The 20,934-nt window shown below is 37.2% G+C and carries 15 protein-coding genes; all 15 read right to left on the bottom strand.

Translation table 11 applies throughout. The annotated features are described in order from the left end of the window. Positions 1 to 22 precede the first annotated feature (22 nt). The 15 genes from essC to recG all read right to left on the bottom strand — a co-directional run bounded on the left by essC (position 23) and on the right by recG (position 20,830). On the bottom strand, positions 23 to 4,480 hold the full coding sequence (gene essC, locus IGL98_RS01020; RefSeq protein ID WP_206911861.1) for a type VII secretion protein EssC: 4,458 nt from the start codon (positions 4,478 to 4,480) through the stop codon (positions 23 to 25). Continuing rightward, positions 4,461 to 5,633 carry a type VII secretion protein EssB gene (gene essB, locus IGL98_RS01015; protein ID WP_206911862.1) on the bottom strand — a complete coding sequence of 391 codons (1,173 nt, stop codon included), beginning with the start codon at positions 5,631 to 5,633 and terminating at the stop codon, positions 4,461 to 4,463. Before essB ends, essC begins: the two co-directional genes overlap by 20 nt. A gap of 13 nt (positions 5,634 to 5,646) precedes the next feature. After that, positions 5,647 to 5,907: a type VII secretion protein, YukD family gene (locus IGL98_RS01010; RefSeq protein WP_206911863.1), complete on the bottom strand. Its 261-nt coding sequence runs from the start codon at positions 5,905 to 5,907 to the stop codon at positions 5,647 to 5,649. A 14-nt stretch (positions 5,908 to 5,921) separates the two neighbouring features. Continuing rightward, entirely contained in the window at positions 5,922 to 6,416 is a 495-nt protein-coding gene (locus tag IGL98_RS01005) for a hypothetical protein (RefSeq protein WP_206911864.1), read from the bottom strand. A gap of 31 nt (positions 6,417 to 6,447) precedes the next feature. After that, the gene (gene esaA / locus IGL98_RS01000) at positions 6,448 to 9,828 is read right to left on the bottom strand and encodes a type VII secretion protein EsaA (RefSeq protein ID WP_206911865.1); all 3,381 of its coding nucleotides are present in this window, start codon (positions 9,826 to 9,828) and stop codon (positions 6,448 to 6,450) included. 189 nt (positions 9,829 to 10,017) lie between these two features. Next, positions 10,018 to 10,314 (bottom strand): WXG100 family type VII secretion target, encoded by a 297-nt coding sequence (locus IGL98_RS00995; protein WP_206911866.1) that lies wholly within the window; start codon positions 10,312 to 10,314, stop codon positions 10,018 to 10,020. A 176-nt stretch (positions 10,315 to 10,490) separates the two neighbouring features. Further along, a complete protein-coding gene (locus IGL98_RS00990) occupies positions 10,491 to 10,916 on the bottom strand; it encodes a DUF6075 family protein (protein WP_206911867.1) in 426 nt (141 codons plus the stop codon). 220 nt (positions 10,917 to 11,136) lie between these two features. Next, positions 11,137 to 12,912: an ABC transporter substrate-binding protein gene (locus IGL98_RS00985; protein ID WP_206911868.1), complete on the bottom strand. Its 1,776-nt coding sequence runs from the start codon at positions 12,910 to 12,912 to the stop codon at positions 11,137 to 11,139. A gap of 17 nt (positions 12,913 to 12,929) precedes the next feature. Beyond that, a complete protein-coding gene (locus IGL98_RS00980) occupies positions 12,930 to 13,835 on the bottom strand; it encodes an ABC transporter permease (RefSeq protein WP_206844023.1) in 906 nt (301 codons plus the stop codon). 31 nt (positions 13,836 to 13,866) lie between these two features. Continuing rightward, on the bottom strand, positions 13,867 to 14,829 hold the full coding sequence (opp4B, locus tag IGL98_RS00975; protein WP_010761890.1) for an oligopeptide ABC transporter permease: 963 nt from the start codon (positions 14,827 to 14,829) through the stop codon (positions 13,867 to 13,869). Further along, on the bottom strand, positions 14,829 to 15,773 hold the full coding sequence (locus IGL98_RS00970; RefSeq protein WP_206844022.1) for an ABC transporter ATP-binding protein: 945 nt from the start codon (positions 15,771 to 15,773) through the stop codon (positions 14,829 to 14,831). The genes opp4B and IGL98_RS00970 overlap by 1 nt, the downstream gene beginning before the upstream one ends. After that, positions 15,773 to 16,798, bottom strand: coding sequence for an ABC transporter ATP-binding protein (locus IGL98_RS00965; protein WP_206911869.1), 1,026 nt, complete (start codon positions 16,796 to 16,798; stop codon positions 15,773 to 15,775). The genes IGL98_RS00970 and IGL98_RS00965 overlap by 1 nt, the downstream gene beginning before the upstream one ends. Before the next feature lie 242 nt (positions 16,799 to 17,040). After that, complete coding sequence (acpP, locus tag IGL98_RS00960; protein ID WP_010761893.1) at positions 17,041 to 17,280, bottom strand: acyl carrier protein; 240 nt, start codon at positions 17,278 to 17,280, stop codon at positions 17,041 to 17,043. 143 nt (positions 17,281 to 17,423) lie between these two features. Beyond that, complete coding sequence (gene plsX, locus IGL98_RS00955; RefSeq protein WP_206911870.1) at positions 17,424 to 18,422, bottom strand: phosphate acyltransferase PlsX; 999 nt, start codon at positions 18,420 to 18,422, stop codon at positions 17,424 to 17,426. A gap of 371 nt (positions 18,423 to 18,793) precedes the next feature. Then, positions 18,794 to 20,830, bottom strand: coding sequence for an ATP-dependent DNA helicase RecG (gene recG / locus IGL98_RS00950; protein ID WP_206911871.1), 2,037 nt, complete (start codon positions 20,828 to 20,830; stop codon positions 18,794 to 18,796). Positions 20,831 to 20,934 lie beyond the last annotated feature (104 nt).

Here is a 20,934-nt window from a genome sequence, read left to right as displayed (position 1 = left end):
CCTTTTACACTTAAACTACCAACTATTCACTAACCAACTTCACTCGACAAGCATTCCGTCCAACAAAGAAATGAGACTCATCTAGCTCAACTGTTGGTTCACTATAGCCTGATTTCACATTGATAAATCCTTGATCCGCTAAACGTGTACCGATCATTCCTGCTGGGATATTCGTACGTAGTCGTTTATTAAAGTCATCGAAGCTATTTTCAATTTGTTTTTGATTGCCTTGGAAAATAAAGTAAATCTTCACTTTCGCGGCTTTTCTTAGGTACACGTCAATGGCATCATTGGTAATGAATGTCTTGTCTCCAAATACATGCGCCTCTGGAACATAGACAACCATTGGTTCAGGATCTGTTGCGTCCTGACGAACCTCGATTTCGCTGACTAAATCATTTACAAAGGTACTGTAATCTGGTTCAGCAACCATCATGTCAAAGCTTTCCGTAAAGCCGCCGAAACGTTCTGAGCCGTTAAAGACTACTCGTTGTGCTCGTCCTTCAAAATGTTTTAGATTTTCTACAATGACTTTTTCAATATATTCTGTTTGTTGCGGTGAATCGTCTCCAATCACAAAGTAGCCATGTTCTTGTGGGTCAAATCCGACAACATTGGTTGTTTCTTTATCCAAACCAATTGGCAATTGCATATTTTCCAGCATCATTTGTGTTTGTTTTGACTCGTAGAAATCAGCCATTGAAACCACTTTTGCAAGCATCGGAATCTTAATCGGACGTTCACCAGTCCAGTCTTGATCCATTGCTTCTATCTCTTGCTCTAAATGATTTAAGCGGTCAATATCATTTTCGCCATGTGTTGGAAGAAAGACTTGAAGTTCATGTGGATCATCTAATTTGATTTGTGCTCGTCCAATGATTTCTTGTGGAATCAATGCATCTCGCCCAACAACATCTCTGATTGCCCCTTCCTCTACAAGGAATAGACCGATATGAGACGGTATATTGCTTGCCATGCTCATCTTGAAGGTAGATGTTCTAAGAACAGATAAAGCAGCGTACAGACCTACACTAGCCCCTTCTCGTAGCAACTGATTCACAACAGATTCAATTTCTTCTTCTAATGGACTTTCCTTGATGGCATCAAATCCGTCAATGATGGTAATGACTACAGGAAGTTTATTCCCTGATTTTTCTTCATATTGAGATAGACTGGCTACCCCATAATCGGTAAATGCATCTTTTCGCTCTTGAATCTCTTTTCGGATTCGCTTCAAGAATTTTACTAATTTCTCTTCTTCTTCTAAACGCACTAAATCTGCGACATGAGGAAGTTTTTTCAGCGGAAGTAAACCATTTGTACCGAAATCAAATAAATTAAACTGCACTTGACTCGGTGTGTTTAGTCTCGCAAGATTCATCACTAATGTTTGAAGTGCTGTTGATTTACCAAAACCTGGTGAGCCATAAAACGCCGTATGTGTCAGTTCGTTAAAATTAAAGTTGAACACGACTTGCTCTTGTTTAGAAGGAATATCCATAAAGCCAAACGGAACACTTAATTGTCTTGTATCGCTCCATTCCTTCGATAGAATAGGCGAATCAATCACTGTTTCTAGTGGAGGAAGCCAAGGTTTTTCTGGTAATACCGCGTTGGTTTCTTCTGAATACGCTTGGATTGCTTCCACAATGGCATCCAACTGCGTTTTTTCTTCTTCCTTTTTCACAACGGTATCTTCTTCTTGTGACAAATCGGCTGTTAATAATTCGTATTGTCCCAATTGATTGATCAGCCAAATACGTTCATCTACTTTTTCTTCTCGTGAGACAAACGGATCATAATTCGCTCCGCTCCAAGCAGATTGGAATAGTTCATAAATTTCATTGTTTCCGACTTGTAAATACGCACGACCTGGTTGCGTGATCGTTGCCGCATCTGGTGTTTTGATGATTTCATTTGAATCATTGGCATCGGCTACTTTCAACGCTAGTTTGAAACGAGAGTTCGACCAAATTTGGTCATCCACAACGCCACTAGGTTTTTGAGTCGCTAAGATTAAATGGACACCTAACGAACGACCGATTCGAGCCGTTGAAACAAGTTCCGCCATAAAGTCTGGTTCATTGGCTTTTAGCTCGGCAAATTCATCACTGATTAAGAACAAGTGTGGCAATGGATCGCTTGGGTATTTTTTCTTTTCTTCTGGATCGGTAATTGTTTTGCCTTGTTTATATAATTTTGTATAGCCATTGATATGATTCACACCAAATTGGCTAAATTTACGTTGTCGTTTTTGTAACTCTGCCCGAATACTTTGTAAGGCTCTGGCAGAACTCGCGCCATCTAAATTGGTAATAGAACCAAGTAAATGAGGTAAGTCAGCAAATAAATTCGCCATCCCTCCACCTTTAAAGTCAATCGGTAAAAAGCCAACATCTTCTGGCGCAAAGTTCACGGCTAAAGATAAGATATAACTTTGAACGATTTCTGATTTACCCGATCCTGTTGTACCCGCAACTAAACCATGAGGGCCGTGTGCTCGTTCGTGTAGGTTAAGGTAAACAATATCGTCTTTACCACGAACACCTAATGGAACCGCTAATGATTTAGACGTATCTGCTTTTGTCCAACGTGTGCCGATGTTTAATTCATCTACTGCTTTTACATCATATAATTCAAGAAAATCGATTGCTTCTGGGATGGCATTCTTCTCCACTTCAACATGATGTAAGTTCGCCAACCTCTGCAATGCTTCTTCAATTGGATAAGCAGTCGGCAAATGAGTCGGTACAAACGCTTGATTTACATACTCATTATTTTGATTGATCAAAATCGCCGCTTCACTACTTTGGTAATCGATCAACGTCGTCGTTGTCTCAGGCAACATCGGCAGTGCATCTTTCCCCCAAATCACGGTCACACCATACGGACTCATGTCTTCTGCTAAAAATTCATTTAGCCCATGTCCAGATAACCAGCTCTCTTCTAAAATAGAGAATACATAATGCGGCTGGAAACGAATCTTTTCATTGCCATTTTCTTTCAGTTCTTGTCTTCTTTTCGTTAAAATTTGGTAAAACGAGTTAAGCACCATATCTCGTGTTTGGGCATTGTGGATGATCCCTCTTAGATTCAAACTGCGAATCTTCAAATGAGGCAGCCAACGCCACGCATGCCAATTAGTATCATAGTCATTTTCAGGAACCAATGTCACAAATTCAACATCTCGATACGAATGCAGCATTGAAATTTGGAATAAGAGCGTTTGAACAGCTGTCCGTAATACTGGATAATTCCCGGCTAGACCAACCGTTTGATCCATTAAAGGAATAACGATCGGTGCTGCTTCTAATTGTTGATACGGCCAAACAAGCTGCTTCTCTGCTAACGAACTCAATTCGCTTTCTTCATTTGGTTGATATCTCACAGAAAAGCTTGACTTGATTTCTCCCGTTCCCACATGGACTTTTAAGAAATCTTCATTGGTTGTCATGCGCTCATAGATCCGTGCCTGATAATCTTTAGCCATTAAGGCAAGATCATTCATCGAAGGATACATATACGTAAGCGCATGCTCTTGTTCTTGTTGTAAAAGAGAAATACCCCCTTTTTTCTGAATCAGGTATTGTCTATAAGAGCCTTCACTACGTTCATTCTTCTCTTTGGTTTCTTTCTTATTGGTAAAATAACTCGAAACAGAAAAACCTGCCGTTAATAAACTAGCGCCACCCATACTGAGCATCATGATCGGATTTCCGCCACTTAAAAAGCTTGTAGCACCACTTAAAACAACCATTCCTAAAGGAGGGACAAGGGTTCTTAATAGTTCGTTTTTCCCTTCCTTTTCTTTCGGTGTAGGTGTCGTTACTTCTACTTCCATCTTCGGTTCTTTTAGATGGATACGTGGGCTTCGTCTGAATAACGGGAATTCTGAAGGGTATTCAGGTTCGTAGCTTTGTTCAATGATTTCAAAGGGATTCAATTTAAAGTCAGAACCTAAATTTGTGAGCTTCAGCTGATTTTCTCGTACTTCTATAATCAGTTTATCAATTACTAGCTGATCGCCCGTATTAAAGTCGAATTTCCCTTTGGCAACTCGTTGCCCGTTGAAATAAATGGTTTCTTCATTGGCGTAAATATCAACAGTATAATTAGTCGTTTTTGCCTCAATTGAAACAAACGCTGCCGTTGGCAAGCTGATCGCTGAAGAAGCTCTACTAGAAATCGTAAAGTCTTTTTTAGGTTTGTTTGTCGCGATTGTTTGATAGTCCGTTGGTTTTACAATAATAAATTTAGGATTATTTTTTTCGAACGGCTTGTTATCAAGTAACACTTTCTGGCCGTCGTAAGAGACTAAATGTCCATCGATTTCTCGTTCTTGTTTGGCTGTCGTTAATTGATGGTGAGAAAAGACATTACCAAAATAGAAAACATCAACGAAAACATTTGCAGCTGGTTGCATTTGATCATCAATAGGAACAATTGACTCATCTTCTGTTTTATTCGTTTTCAGAATCATCGGTTGCCCCTCCTAATAATTTCATATATTTAGCAATCGCTTCTTCGTATTTCGTCAATAGCTCTTGTTTCTTTTCACCATTCATTTTTGTATCTAGTTTTGTTGCTTCGTACAATTTCGTATAGGCATGTAAAATGAATTGGTTATCGCCTACATTTTGAGCAATATCAAGGGCTTTTTCAAATGAACCTTTTCCTATATAGATCCAGTATAAAAGCGTGTTTTCATTTGATTTTTGAGAAAGATTATTTAAAATCATCTCTTTTTGCTCATTGGATAAATTATCTAATTGGATCGAGCTTACCGCGTACACATATTGTGCACTCTTAGGCAGATTCTCTGGTGTATCTTCTTTCAGCGTGCTTAATACGCCTGAATAGTCATTGGCGATATAATTTGCTTCTGCTGTAATGATTCTTTCTTGTGTAGGTACTTCTTTCAGTGCATAATTCCCCACAAAGAAACCTAAAATAAGCGTTGCAACCAACAATACTAGACTGCCCCATTTAAACAACGTATAGCTTTTTTTGTTTACAAGTTGATTTTGTTTCTCTTGTTTCATTTTTTGGATAACGACTTGTTCACTAATCATTTGATCGATTTCTTCTGGTGAAAGAGCCGCTTGAATATTTTTAGATAGTGGATCTTGTAATGTTCCAGCCCCTTCGATCAACCGTTCAAAATCTAATTTTGGATGAAGAATAAATAGAATCAATGCTCGATACTGTTTTAAAAAGTCTTCTTCATTGGTCACATAGGGGACAACTAAATTCATAAATCCTCTATGTGCAATGGATAACTCTTCTCCAAAAAGAAAAATATTTCTTGGATGGATAAATGGTTGAATCGTTGAATGGATAAACGGCTCAATAAAACGAACTTTTTGCGCTAAGAGCAATCGATTGATTGACGACATTTTCCGTACTGCATCTTCGATCGATACGGCATAATTATCTTTATCATAAGACAAAACTAATTGTTCTTCAGTTGCCTCCAACATTTCTCCCGCTAATAGCGTCTCTCTTTTTTGAAGAACCGCTTGAAACTGATCCAGCTCTGATAAGCGATATTGATTCGCTTGTAGCGTAACTAGTACCTTATCTTTTTGAACTTGGATATCTATTTTTTCTGATATATCTTTTACTTCACTCACGTTTTAGGCCCCTTTACTTTTTCATCATTTCTCTAACAACTAATTGGTCCCCATCGCCTAGTGCATAGTTTGCTAGAAGAACTTCTCCGTTTAACTTAATTGACTTATTTATAATTTCTAACTCAAAGGTTTCTGGTAAAGAGATGTTCAATAATTCTAGTGATTCTCTCAATAGTTCTTTTAAGCGATTTCCAGAAACTTTTATAGGAATCTGTAAATCAATAATTTGTTTGCCCACATGTAACCCAATACCAATAGATGTATCTTTCCTCATAAAATTCTACCTTCCTATCCTTTTTTTACCCATGTAGGAAATGCTCGACCTAATAAAATTCCGAGACCTATAACAAGGAGTCCACCGACTACACAAAATAAAATAAATCCAATATTGTTTCCTTGCTTTAACCCTGAATCTCCTGTATCTAAACTGTCATTCAAGACATATCCGCTTGAGAAAAGAAGGGGTGTTATTTGTTGGTTAACTGTACGTTGTGCTGGTGTTTCTTTCATAAAAATTTCTTTTTGCGCATTTGTAACTTGCTTCATTTTTTCTTCATCTAATTGTTTATCCTGCTCAGACATATCTTTCATAAATAATTGATTAATCGTAAAGGTAGCAGAATTACTCTGACTACCTTCACTTTTATCGTAGATAACATGGTTATTTATTTTCAAGTCGCCAGTATCTGCATGCACAGGAACGCTTTGTAAGAAAATGAACAGGACAGGAAGAAGCAATCCTTTTAAAATCCTTTTAAAATCTATTTTCAGTCTATGTTGCATCGTTTTTCTCCCTTGCAAATAATAGAAAAGATCATGCTTTCACTTTTTTGTCTTCTGGTTTCACCCAAAAATTCAATAGAATACCACTAACTGCTAGTATTACAAGAACCAGATAGCTTACCCAGCCGATGCTGGCTCCGTTTAGTAGAGCTGTGAAGCCATTTTGAATATTTTGTAATGGTGATACTCGATACAATATATTGGCGAATGTGCCTGTCTTAGTAGCTACTCCTAATAAGGGTGTCAGCATAAAGAATAGTCCTAATATTGCGCCGCTAAGATAAAGCGTCAGTAATCTGAACTGTCTCATACAGCCAAGTGTCAGCAGTAATCCCGCAAGTAAAACTAAAAAGGCATAACTAAACCAAGCAATTTTCGCATTCATCCCAACCACAAGGCTCAAATTAAGGGCAAATGCACTAGACAAGGCAACGCTGCTTAGCAGTATCACGAGTACATTTGACGTATTGTACCAAGCTCTGGATGGATTCATTAGTAAGTCTGTTTTAGACACTTTTCTTCGCTTCATGTATTTTTGCATCGCGGTCGCGACCAAAATAATAATAAATGCAGCGATGATTGTTGCATAATATGGAATCAGAGAATTTTGTCTTGTTTTTCCAAAATCGCCTTTTTCTTGAATTGGATTTGATAGGAAGTTAAAGACCGTTGAATTATCCGAACCGCCATTTCTGGTATTGGAAAGAACTTTGTCAAAGGTTTCTGCATACTTCGCATTGTCATTTGTTTTTTCATCCACTTCAGTAACGGTTTTATCTAAGTTCGTTAAAATATCATTTGCATTTGTCTGAACCTTGTTTGTCGATTCTTTCAAGGTCTGAATAATCGGTGCAACGTCTTTGACTTGCGCCGCAGATTCTTCTGTTGATTTAGCTGTTTCTCTTGAACTACTAACTAATGTCTGGATACTTTTCACTAAATTTTCAGTAGTAGAATTGATCGCAGCTGTATCATTCTTATCAGGATGTGCATTTGTGTCCGTGATAACAGACTCTGGTGCTACTCTTTCTGTTTCTTTCCAAGAATTATATGTCGTATCGATCGCTTCGCTTGCTTTGTCGAACCAGTCTTTTAAAATCGAGGCTTCTTGTAACATCATATCTGGTACAGTCATTAAATTTAATGTGCCATATAACGTCATCGCTTCGCCTTCATTTTTATCGGTACTTGTTCCGATTGTGGCGTTTAATTTGTCGATTTGCTCTACAATATCGTTATATAGGCTATCTCCGTTTGCCCTATAATTTTTATAGAGTGACTCTGAAATTTGTGAAACTTTTTTAGTATCCGTGACATTATCATATAGCCAATAAACAGAATTAGGTGTAGCTATTTCATTGAAAGGTTTATCTAGATTACTTGTAACATAACCAGCAAAGCTAACAACGTCTTGTTGTGTCGGATCAGCGTATATAGTGGTTAATTTCTCAGCAGCTGATGTCAAGGTTGTGAACAGGCTAAAAAGTTCAGGTAAATCTTGCTTTAGAGGCTGGTCTTTGTCTATATAAGCAGCCAATTGCCCAGACGATGTTACTGCATTGTTCAATTTCCAGAAGTAACTACATTGATAATATTCATTATGATCACTAGAATCATTCGGATATGTCCATTGTATTTGGGATTCAAATGTGTACGACATGTTAGAATGCACAGGCTCTTTAGGCGGTTCAGTACTTTCAGTGTCCTTAAGTATAATTGCTATCGTTAGCTGTGTTTCATCATTAGAAACAGTTGCGGTATAGTCTGAACCAGATAGATTACGAAGGATTTCTCTTTCTAAATCTTCTCTGATTGTTGCCATATTAATAACTTCGACCCTACCTCCGCTTCCAGTATTAAATATATGTCCAAATTGTATACTCTGATTGGCCCGTTTCAAATCTATATTAACTGTGTTCGTTACATTGAAATTAGATGAAATATCTTCTTTAGGAACCGTTGACAGTATGTTAAATTGATTCCCATTCCCAGCGGTGAGAGTAGGATCATAATGCGTCACCAAATTATATGAAGCACTTAATTTGTCACTTTCTGATGGCGTAAGTAGTCCATCACCTAAAAGTTTTGCTAAGAGAATCGGAAAATCCGTGCTCGAAGGAAGAGCCTGTTCTTGTAATTTTTGAATTTCGTTCTTTACAGCTGTTAAGTATTCTCCGTCTTCCTTAATCTCAGAATCTTTATCAACCGGTGATATTAATTTTGAAATAGCTAGTTTCACTTGGTCTTCTTCCGCAGTTTCTGGATTAGCACTTCTATCGTTGTAGTACTTTTCAGCAACGTCTTCTTTTAAAGCGGTTAATTCAGTTACTTGTTTTTCCAAGTCTGTTATTTCACTTGTTAGCTCTTCGATCCTCTTACTTTGAGTTCCTTTAAATGCATAGGCATTCGTTAAGAAATTTGCGTAAATGCCAGTATCTTTAGATTCTTCAGACCCTTTTGTAAGAAACAGTCCTAATTGATTTTTTATACTATCATCAAAACCATCAAATTGAGCTTTGTATCCCTTCAAATCGTTTTGCCATTGATTTTCTAATTGTTCTTTTTGCAGCTCAAATTGCTCATTGAACTGTTTAATGGATGTGTCCAATTTTTCATTTGCTTCATCTGCATAATCGTTCACAGATTTCTGTACTTCCTCTGTGGATTGGCTATTTGCTTCTAAACCAGTGTTATTACTTTCCATCAACTGCTTCACTGATTGAACAAACGCTTGTTGCTCTGATGTAAACATCTTATTATCTTCATCTAAAATACTTGCCGTATCGATGACACTCGAAAAATTAGTTGGTACTTCTTTAAATGGTAAATAAATTGTTTTTTCCAAATTATTTTTGTGGTTTGTTTCCAATCCAACAATTTGATTGACGTTTTGTTGGGCTTCCGACAGATTCCCTACAATACTTGAAAAATACATTTGGACAATTCTTTGGTTGAAATCTTTTAAAATATCATTCACTTTTCCCTGAATCGCCTGATTGGTTATCTCATTTTGACCTTCTCTTACTTGGTACTCTACTAAAGCTTTTTCAGGATTTATACTTTGCAATGAAAGCAATCGTTCAGAGAAATCTTGCGGAATAATAATCTGCGCATCAAATTGTCCATCTGTAACGCCACGACCAGCAATATCTCTGGTAGTGGTCTCCCACCGGTTAGCGGTATCTTGATTGATCAATGTGACAAAATCGGTTCCTAAAGAGTATTTTTTCCCTTCAAAAAGAGTTCCTTTATCTTCATTCACCAACACATACTGCATTTTCGTTACCTTTTCATTAGATGTCTGTTGGATATTATCACTTTTAAACCCAATATAAGAAAGAATAGATAAGAACAATATGCTGCCAACAACGATCGAAATAATAGGAAGATACTTTTTTAGTTTGTTTTTCAATTTGCTCTTCTCTCCTAATTTAAAAGCTGAAAGGGCTCATTCAGCCTTGAAAGGATAATAGAAAAAAATTGACTGAGATGATCTTTATCTCATTTATTTTTTATCTTTTTCCCTAGCCCGTTCAGCTAAATAATTAAAAAAACGCCCGCGCAATGAATTGCACTGACGCTTTTTTATTTCAAAATTAATTTAGTTTAAACCGAAAGAACCTGCATCTTGTTGATCACGTTGTGCAACTGTATCAGCATATTTGTTCAATTGACTATTGATGCTGATCAATAATTCTTCCATTTTTTTAACGTTTCCTTCTAATTGATTGTATTGTTCTAAATACGATTGAAACGCTTGACCTTTCCATTCTTGTGCGATTTGTTGATTCATTGAATTTACTTTTCTAATCGCATCTTGGATTTGTTGTTGTGATTGTGTATACACCTTCGCTTGTGATTTCAGTTGCTCGGGTGTGACCGAAATTGCTCCTGCCATTATAATCTCTCCTCTATATAATCAATTTGTTTACATCAATAGTATATCGGTCATTTAGTCTGATTGTCAATGTTTTTTAGAAACAAAATTCGATTTAAAGCAAATAATAAACTTCTAATTGATAATTTTTTATATTTTATAGAATAGATATTTTTTTATTTGTAAAATATTTATATTTAATCATCCAAACGTAAACTGATTGCTTGTAAATAAAACTCTCTAAGTTTTTCATCAGAAAATAGATTACTGATTGAATTTAGTTTAATGAAGCACTCCCAGTTTCCCTTTTGTTCATGGTTAAAATCGTAAGCTAGTTTATTCTGATAAGCTAACTCACTAAAACCAAATAGATAATCCTCATATAAGTTAAATGCTAAAACTGTTAAACGAATAGACTCCTCTGTTTGCCAGTCTGCAGAAATAGATTCATGTTTAGCACCCTCTTCTTTTGAATAAATTTCGTTAAAATGAATTCTGGTTATTTCCGCTAGTCCCAGCAAATAAATTAAAGAAAACTCATAGCAATTAAATTCTTTATCTTTAGTATTTTTTTCAAAAAATGTTATATGTTCTTGGTTTTTGAATATAAGATCACGATTCATATTGATATCTCCTATACATTTTTATTCAAACATTTAAATAGGTATAGATTAGTTTTTCTATTTGAATTGATGCAAATATTTATTTTACATTAAGTTTACCATTTTCTAGCTCATAAGACAATGAGCGTAGTAACATTTTTCGATACGTATCAACATCAAAAAGACACCTCCAAGAAATATTGGAAGTGTCTAAATTATCGTCTTCTTTTATTGCAACAGACTAACGTTTTTCAGCTGTTAATTCAATACCATAATAATCTCTAGTATCTTCATAGTTCCAAGTAAATGATTTTACTCGATCATTAATAGGCATGATTTCATTACGATACAATGTTGGAATAACTGGTGCCTCTTCGAACATGTATTTTTGCCATGCATCGTATGCTTCTTTACGTTTTGTATCGTCAAATGAAGCTTTCGAATCGATTGCTTTCAACAGTTTGTCATTTTCTTCTGAAACAAAACGAGAGTAGTTGAATGCTGCATTACGTCCATATAAACCAGCTGGTGATGGTGCACTGTTGACACCCCAAGCAGCTTGGAAAACATCGACTTCTGGATCATCATTTTTAATTTTATCATAGAATGCTTGGAAATCGATTAAACGGCCAGTTGCCAATTTCACATCTAAACCAATTTCTTTCCATTGTTGTAGATAGTAATCTGCTAATGGCTGAGCTGTTTCGCCACCTGCCATTGAAGCAAAGTTGATTTGTAATTTTTCACCTTTAGGATTTTCTCTTAGTCCATCACCATCTGTATCTTTATAACCTGCATCATCCAAGATTTTCTTCGCTTTATCTAGATCGTATTGGTAACCTTTTACCTCTGTATCATGTAACGTTTTGAAGATTGGTGGAATCAGTGTAGTTGCTCCAGTGCGCAAGCCATTGTAGAATTTTTGACCTATTGCGTCATTATCCATTGCGTAGCCCATTGCTTGACGCAATTTCACATCTGCCATTTTGGCATCTGGATTCATAACAGATTCGCCTTTTTCTTTGTCAAAAGTACCAAGTTTGAAACCAATATATGTGTATGCTAATTCTTCACGTCCTAGCATTTGGTACCCTTCTGAATCTTTGTATGTTGGATAGTTATCTGTCGGCATTGAGTAAACCATATCATATTTTTTCGCTTTTACAGCTTCAACGATTGATGCTGTCGGTACGTTTGTAAATACGATTTTATCTAGTTTAGGTTTGCCTTGATAGTAGTGCTCATTTGGTAAGTATTCCACTGACTCTCCTGTTACGATCTTACTCATGTAATAAGGTCCAAATGTTATAGGATTTTTGCGGACTGCGTCACTTTTTTCTTGGTCTTTGATTGGAATATCTTTAAAGACATGTTTTGGCATTGCGTATTGATAAACACCACCACTTAACTGTAACATGCCTGGATTCATTTCTTTATATGTTATTTCGATCGTTTGATCATCTACTTTTTTAATACCAGAAATAGTATCTGCTTTTCCATCATGGTATTCATCCATACCCACAACGTTCATAAAGTCATCATCATAACGAATCCCTGTATATTCTTTATTCCCAATTACTTCATACGGGTAAACCAGATCATCAGCTGTTACAGGTTTTCCATCTGACCACTTAACATCTTTTTTCAATGTGATCGTTGCTTTTTTATTGTCAACGTCTAAATCTAATTTAGCAACCCCGTCATCTGTAATCACGAAGTCTTCATCATACGAGAATAATCCTTCATGAGATGGACGCATATAATAATTATCATACGCATCTTGGTAATAGACTTCTGAAAATAATCCTTTAAACTGAGTATCTGATGCAACTGCAACTTCCAAAGTCCCGCCTTTGATTGCTTCTTTATCATTTTTGACCGTCATTGTAAATTTACTGATATCTTCAGTTTCCACACTCTTATTATCGGAACCTGACTTCTTGCCTCCACATGCAGCTAATGTTACAGCCACCACTGCTGTTAATGTAACTAAACCCAAAAGTTTTTTGCTTTTCACACTACTTCCTCCTCTTCTTAACCTAAACGTTGTCTAGCATCTGCTGAACGCTTAAACGCTTGGCCAATATAATTTATACATAACATCATTACTAAAATTAGTACTGATGCAGGTACCCAGATCCATGTTTTGTTCGCTAAAACGTCACCATTGCTGGCATATCCGATCAATGTTCCAAGACTCGGTACATTTGTCGGCAAACCAAAACCTAAGAACGTTAGTGTTGTTTCGATCCCGATATTTGCCGCAAAGTTGATTGTTAAGTTCGTGATGATCAATGAACTCAGATTGGGCATGATTTCTCGAAACATGATTTTAAAGTCACTTGTTCCTAAGGTTTTTGAAGCACTCACATAATCTCTTCGAACTTCCGATAGTGTTTTACTTCTGAATAGCCGCGCCTTTGCGACCCAGTAAAACGCACTCATGATCCAAACAAAAGACCAAACATTATAATTGGGAATGATCGTAACAAATACAATGATGATCATCATAATCGGTAAGATCATGATAAAATCAACAACACGCATCACCGCATTATCAAACATTCCACCATAATAACCTGAAATAATACCGATACCTACACCGATGATCGATGTCAGGATCGTAATTGCAAAACCGATCACAACAGAATTGCGGGCACCAATGATCAATTGCCCTAGCACATCCCGTCCACCTTCGTCGGCTCCTAGTATAAAGTTCCCACCAGGTTCGGCATATTTATCTAAAATACTGACTGTCATTACTTTGTCTTGATCGGTCAATAAAGCACCGATAAAAACAACCAATAAAATGGCTACTAACAGTACAAGTGAGAAAATCGCTAATTTATCTTTTTTGAATTCTCTTGCGATCATTCGAAATCCCATCGGTGGGATCGTTTCTGGTACAGCAACTGCTGCAGTTTCTTTATTTTTATCCATCTCGTCTCTTCCTCTCCTTAAAATTGATTTTCTATTGAACCCGAATCCGCGGATCTACAAGACTCATGACGATATCTGAAATCAGATTTCCGACGAGCGTTGCAACTCCTAAAATCAATACTAAGGCCGTGATTACTGCATAATCACGTTGTCCGATCGAGTCGATAAATAATTTCCCAATCCCCGGATAGCCAAAGATTTTTTCGATAACTACCGAACCACTGATCAAAGCGGTGATTTCATAACTAAGTTGAGAAACGATTGGTAAAGAAGCATTTCTGAAAATATGTCTTGTATAGACTTTATTTGTCGGTACCCCTTTTGAACGAGCAGTCCGAACATAGTCTAGCGATTGAGAATCAATGACTTCATTACGCAAATACTGGATCGTGATCGCCGTTCCAAGTAAGGCTTGAGAAAGCGCAGGTAAAATCAAATGATAGAATCGATCCCAGATATAAGCACCTGTTCCCGGCTCAACACCACTGGAGATTGAACCTGTCGTTGGAAACCAATCTAAACGATACCCGAAAATAAATAGCATAACCAATGCAAAAATAAATGGCGGTACCGCGAAACTGAAAAAGTTATAAATTACGACAAATTTATCTAAAATAGAATTTTGGTAACGACCTGACAAAACACCTAACGGTAAAGCAATGGCGTACATGATCACAACCGTTACTAATGACAAGAGAATCGTATTGATCGCGCGACTGCCGATCAAGGTTGAAACAGGTAATTTAAAAATAAAACTCTCACCAAAATCGCCATGGAAAACATTAACGATCCAACGCACATATTGCGTTGTCCACGGATCATTCAGCCCTGCTGATTCACGCATTTTTTCAATCACGGCTGGATCTGTATTTGGATTGATCAGCCCAGTAAACGGATCACCTGGCATCATTTTAGCCAACATGAAAATCAATACGCTTAAAATCAAGATTTGAGGGATCATAAAGAGTACACGTCGTAAAATCGTCTTCCACATTAGATTGCACCTCCATCTTTTAACGCTACTTGATGTGTATCGCTGATTGTACGTAAATCATACACCCGGCCATTTTGATCGTAATAATCTTTTTGATGCTCAATATATTCTTTTTCCACTTGACGACGTTGCGCTTTGTGTTCTTCACGATGCGCTACATCGATTTTAGGAATTGCTGATAATAAGCGTTTAGTGTAAATATGTTTCGGATTCGTATAAATGTCTTGACGAGTTCCGATTTCTACAAATCGTCCTTTATACATAATCGCAATGTTATCACACATATGTTTTACAACACCTAGATCATGTGAAATAAACAAATAACTCAAGCCATACTCTTCTTGAATATTTTTCATAAAATTCAGCACTTGAGCTTGAACCGATAAATCCAACGCAGAAACTGGTTCATCTGCAATAATCAGCTTTGGATTGGTCGCAACCGCTCTGGCTACACCTAAACGCTGGCGCTGCCCACCTGAGAATTCATGAGGATATTTATACAACGCATCTTCCGGCATCCCAACGATGTCTAGGAGCCCTTTGACTTTTTTCTTTTCTTCTTGATCACTCAATCGTTCAAAATTACGGATTGGTTCTGCAATAATATCCAATACCCGTTTTTTAGGATTTAAACTAGACATTGAATCTTGAAAAATCATTTGAACATCTTTATTGTATTTCATGGCTTTACGATTATGTGCTTTCGTCACATCTTGATCCTGATATAAAATACTGCCGCTCGTTACCTTTTCTAAACCAATAATCGCTTTTCCTGTAGTTGATTTTCCAGAACCTGATTCACCAACTAACCCATAAGTCTTCCCTTTTTCGATAATAAAATCAACACCATCAACTGCCAGCACATGATCAGTCACTCTGTTAAAGAAACCACTACGGATAGGATAATGAACTTTCAAGTCTTTTATTTGAATAATTTCTGCCATTATACTTCCTCCTGATCGTCTCTAAAATGGAAATGCTGATAACACGTACAACGAACAAAATGTCCTTCTGACACCTCATGCAAAGTTGGTTCTGCTTCATGAGCATCCTCTGGAATCCAAGGAATTCTCGGCGCAAAACGACACCCTTCTCTCGGTAATTTGCTTAATGAAGGAACCACACCTTCTATAACGTGCAACTGACTGTCATCTGAGTTTTCTTGCGGGATCGACTGGAGTAAAGAACGAGCGTATGGATGTTTTGGATTATTAAACAACTCTTCTGCAGTTGCAACTTCAACGAATTGTCCAGCATACATCACAGCCACCTTATCCGCCATTTCAGCTACCACACCTAAATCATGTGTGATCAAAATAATTCCCGAACCCGTTTCTTCTTGTAAATCCTTGAGTAAATCTAAAATTTGCGCTTGAATCGTCACGTCCAATGCAGTTGTCGGTTCATCCGCAATAATAATTGCTGGTTTACATGCAATAGCGATCGCAATGATCACACGTTGACGCATTCCTCCAGATAATTCATGTGGATACTGCTTTCCAACACGTTCAGGATTTGGAATTCCCACTTGTGTCAATAACTCGATTACTCGTGCTTGTTTTTGCTCTGCATTCATATCCGTATGATACGTCAAACTTTCCTTGATCTGATCTTCGATGCGCATCAAAGGATTCAATGCTGATAAGGGATCTTGGAAAATCATCCCAATATCATTGCCTCGAATTTTATTATAAAGTTGTTCGTTAAATGTCGTTAAGTTTAAATCCTTATAAAGAATTTCTCCAGTTACACGAGTATTATTTGCATCGTGTAGACCGATAATTGTTGTAGCCAACGTACTTTTACCACAACCAGATTCACCAACGATCGCTAAAATTTCATTTTTTCCTAATTCAAATGACACATCATCAACAGCATCATAGTATTCATCTTTAATACGAAACCCGGTATGTAGATGCTGAACGTCTAACAATTGATTACCATCACTCACTTTAATACACTCCTCCATGCTCAGATAAATAACTCATTACAATAAAAAACTTATTAAAAAAACCTCTTTTTTTAATAATTATTCTTCGTCTCCTCATTGTAATCGTTTCAAACAATTCATATTCTCATTGTAATCATATTTAGGCAATTGTATATAAAATTTGTAAAAATTGCAACATTTTGGTAATGTAAATTTGCCCAAATAGACAAAAAAGCGGAACAAAACAGGATTTGTTTTGTTCCACTTTTTTTCATTTCAAATTATAAGTTATTCATAATATAATCAACAGCGGCACCAACTGTTTCAATTTGCTCTGCGTCTTCATCAGAAATTTCTGTACCAAACTCATCTTCCAGCTCTAAAACAAATTCCATTACACTAATTGAATCTGCATTCAAGTCATCTTTAATGTTTAATTGATCTGTCACTTTCTCAGCTTCAATATCAAAGTGGTTTGAGATAATCTTCGCTACTTTTTCAAGTACTTCTTCACGAGTCAACTGTATTCACCTCCACTGCTTTTGAAAAGCGTTCCTCACGATTGAGTTAAACGCTATGATACATTGTACTCACAATTGATCGATTTGTCCATCTTTTTTTGCAAAACTATTACAACAGGGTTGCAAACAGGTTGCGGACATATTTATTCTTTTGTTTCATAATAGCTGACAAGCTGAGGTACAACTTCGGTCTTCAGCATTGTATGGATTTGACGAATCGTATAGCGTACAGCCTCAGGTCCTGTTGATCCATGTGTTTTGATGACTGGTGCTTTTAAGCCAAAGAGAACCGCTCCGCCATGTTTAGAGTAATCCATTTCGTCTTTCATACCTCGCAAGGCGTTCTTTAAAAGTAATGCCCCCATCTTGCCTTTGAATCCTTCTGCCAGAATCGATGACTTTAAAAGTCCCATCATGTTTAAAGCTGTTCCTTCAATTGACTTTAACACAGCATTTCCTGTAAAGCCATCTGTCACAACAACATCGGCTGCTCCGCTTAGTAAATCACGCGCTTCTACATTCCCAATAAAATGAATTCCCTCTTCTTCTGAAAGTAATTCAAACGCTTTTTTAGTCAGCTCACTGCCCTTGGTTTCTTCCGCACCATTATTTAAAAGAGCGACACGAGGTTTCGTGATATTTCTGACTTTTTTAGCATAAAAAGAGCCTAACACAGCATATTGAACAAGATGCTCTGGTTTATTATCCGCATTTGCACCTAAATCTAACATATCAAATCCACCATCTGGTTGACCGATCACTGGCAAAGTCGACATCAAACCCGGGCGTTCAACATTTTTGATTCGTCCCACAATAAATAACCCAGCAGCTAGTAACGCACCTGTGTTACCTGCAGAAAAAATCGCATCCGCTTCGCCATTTTTTACGGCTTGTGCAGCTAACACCATCGAAGCTGTTTTCTTGCGACGAATCGCTTTTACTGGTTCATCGTCACTATTGATTTTTTCATCCGTATGGATAATCGTAATATTCGTTTCATCTGTTACATATTTTTTAATTTCATCTTCTTTTCCATAAAGTAAAAACTCAATCTCTGGAAAATCCTGTTTGGCTAACATCACACCTTCAACAATTGCTTGGGGCGCATGATCGCCACCCATTGCATCAACGGCAATCTTCATAACATAGTCCCTCCTAGGTAAATTACAATAAATAGTATAACATATCGAAAAGCGGAACAAAGCGTTTAACTCTCATGAAAATTAGGAATATGACTAGGAAACGCTTTTAGTTTCACAGTCAGATTATCTATTTTCCTTGGGAGTTGCTTTGTGTAGCTAGATCATATCGAAAAGCGGAACGAGTCGTTTCGCTCTTGAGCAACCAAGTAGGTACCTCTCTACATAAACTCATTTTTATTCGTTGTGTGTCAAGGTAATTAGGAAATTTTTTGAAAGATGTTCTTTATCTTTCCAAAGATTTATCTATTTGCCGAAAGAGCGGACTCGTGTAGCTAGATCAGGAAAAGCGGAACATATTTCTCAATCATTTTTCAATCAAAAAACTGCTGCTCATCATCATTTGGCTTAATTTTATCAGCAACACCGCGATATTCCGGTAAAACCCACCATTGCTCTTTTTTCCAAATAACACTAGCTTCTTGCCGTGCCACTTCAAGGATGTTGAAATCGGTCACGATATCGCCAACGGCAAATTGCGGAACACCTGATTGTCTAGCGCCGAACACTTCACCCGGTCCTCGCAATTCCAAATCCTTTTCACTCAGCACAAAACCATTATTCGTTTCTGTCATGATTTTCATTCGCTCAACACCCATCTCATTTTTTGGGTTAGCAACTAAAATACAATAAGAAGCTTCTGAACCTCGGCCGACACGACCGCGAAGTTGGTGTAATTGTGCTAGTCCAAAACGATCAGCATCCATAATCAGCATGACCGTCGCATTCGGAACATTGACCCCGACTTCGATCACTGTAGTAGAAACTAGCAACTGTAAGTTATTTTCTTTGAACTCCTGCATAATCTCTTCTTTTTCCTGATTTTTCATTTTCCCATGAAGCAAACCGACCTGATAAGTTGGATTAAAATAAGCCGACATATGTTCAAATATCTCTGTAGCATTTTTAACATCCAACGCTTCAGATTCTTCGATCAGCGGACAAATCACATATGCCTGATGCCCACGCGCTAATTCTTTTTCCATCCACTCTAAAACAGTATCTAATTGAGGTGGACGAATCCAACGGGTTTCTATCGGAATACGTCCAGCTGGCATTTCATCAATGATCGAGACATCCATCTCACCAAAAGCCGTGATTGCTAGGGTTCTTGGAATTGGTGTCGCAGTCATGAACAATACATCAGGTTTCAGGCCTTTTTCTCTTAATATTCGGCGTTGATTCACACCAAATCGATGTTGTTCATCCGTTATCACTAAACCTAATCGATGAAATAAGACATCCTCTTGAATCAAGGCGTGCGTACCAATAATGATATCTATTTCACCGTTCGCTAGTTGTTCAAGAATCACTCGACGTTCTTTTGTTTTAGTCGATCCAGTTAATAGTGCTGTGCGAACTTCTAAGGGATCATATAATTGCTGAAGACTTTCCATATGCTGTTGGGCCAAAATCTCTGTCGGTACCATTAAAGCGCCCTGAAAGCCAGCTGTCATCGTTGCGTAAAGAGCAATTGCCGCAACAACTGTTTTTCCACTCCCAACATCGCCCTGTAATAAGCGCTGCATATGATTCGAGCTCATTAAATCCCTACAAATTTCGTTCGTTACTTTTTTTTGAGCTGCAGTCAGTTCAAAAGGTAATTTCTGGGTAAATGATTTTAAACGCTCCACATCATACTGAATGTTCAATCCATTTTTTTCTGCTTTTTCTTGTCGCTTCAACCCTTGCATTTTCAATTGAAATAAAAAGAACTCTTCAAATACGACCCGTCGCTTTGCTTGATGACTTTCTTCTGGATTACTCGGAAAATGCATCGCAAACATCGCTTCTTTTCTTGGCATCAAACGATATTTCTCTAGTAGCTCTCCTGGTAAAATCTCTGAAATCAACTCACCATATTTTTCAAATCCAGTGCGAATGAGCTGGATCAAACTACTTTGTCGAACTTTTTTATTTACATGATAAATCGGAGCGAAATCTTCTCCGTCGTTTTTTGCCGCTAAGATTTTCATCCCATTCAATGACTTTCTTTTAGCATCCCATTTTCCATAAACTGCGATTTCTTCGGACATAATGATTTTGTCTTTTAAATAAGGCTGATTAAAGAAGGAAACATTGATTACAGCATGGTCTTGCATCATCCGAAACATCATTCGGCTTTTCTTATAGCCATAACGGCTCACAACTGGTTCCGATACAACTAGCCCTTTTAAGGTAACTTTTTCTTGATCTTGGATTTCATTTAATTCCTTTTCTTGGATATCATCATATCGAAAAGGGTAATAGGATAACAAATCTTCGATCGTTTGAATGCCTAATTCTTTTAAATTTTCTGCACGTTTTGGACCAACGCCAGTCAAGACACCGATATCATCCGATATGTTCACTCATTTTCCTCCTTTCACCATAAAATACGAAATTATTCTCTCTTTTCCTTAGCTAGATTCAATAGATCTCTTTTTCTATAGAAAAAGCCAAACAACAAGTGTCT

The sequence above is a fragment of the Enterococcus sp. DIV0840 genome (assembly GCF_050527835.1).
Classification (GTDB): domain Bacteria; phylum Bacillota; class Bacilli; order Lactobacillales; family Enterococcaceae; genus Enterococcus_L; species Enterococcus_L ureasiticus.
Note: the sequence above shows the minus strand (reverse complement) of the source record. Positions and strands in the feature narration are given on the sequence as shown.